This is a genomic window from Pseudoalteromonas sp. S3178 (assembly GCF_005886985.1).
GTDB classification, from domain to species: domain Bacteria; phylum Pseudomonadota; class Gammaproteobacteria; order Enterobacterales; family Alteromonadaceae; genus Pseudoalteromonas; species Pseudoalteromonas carrageenovora.
This window is the reverse complement of sequence record NZ_PNCW01000653.1, coordinates 1-252: the sequence shown is the minus strand read 5'-3', so window position 1 is coordinate 252 and position 252 is coordinate 1. Positions and strand designations below refer to the sequence as shown.

The 252-nt window shown below is 44.0% G+C and carries 1 protein-coding gene; it reads right to left on the bottom strand.

Annotated elements, in window-relative coordinates; translation table 11 throughout:
* Positions 1 to 252, bottom strand: a 252-nt coding sequence (locus CWC11_RS22625) for a GMC family oxidoreductase N-terminal domain-containing protein (protein ID WP_212748123.1), incomplete at both ends; no start/stop codon positions are given.

Genomic DNA, 252 nt, shown 5'->3' with positions numbered 1-252 from the left:
ATGATCCTGCAAATTTTGACCTACTCCCGGTAGGTCATGCTGTAGTTCAATACCCGCTTTGCTCAGCACATCTTTATCACCAATGCCTGACAGTTGAAGTAAGTGCGGCGAACCAATTGGCCCAGCACTTAAAATAACGTCTTTTCTTGTAGTGGCAACCTCAAGTTTATTGCCAACTTTATATTCAACCCCAGTGGCACGTTTATTTTCAATTATAACTCGCTGTGCCTTCGCACCAGTCACTATGGTGAG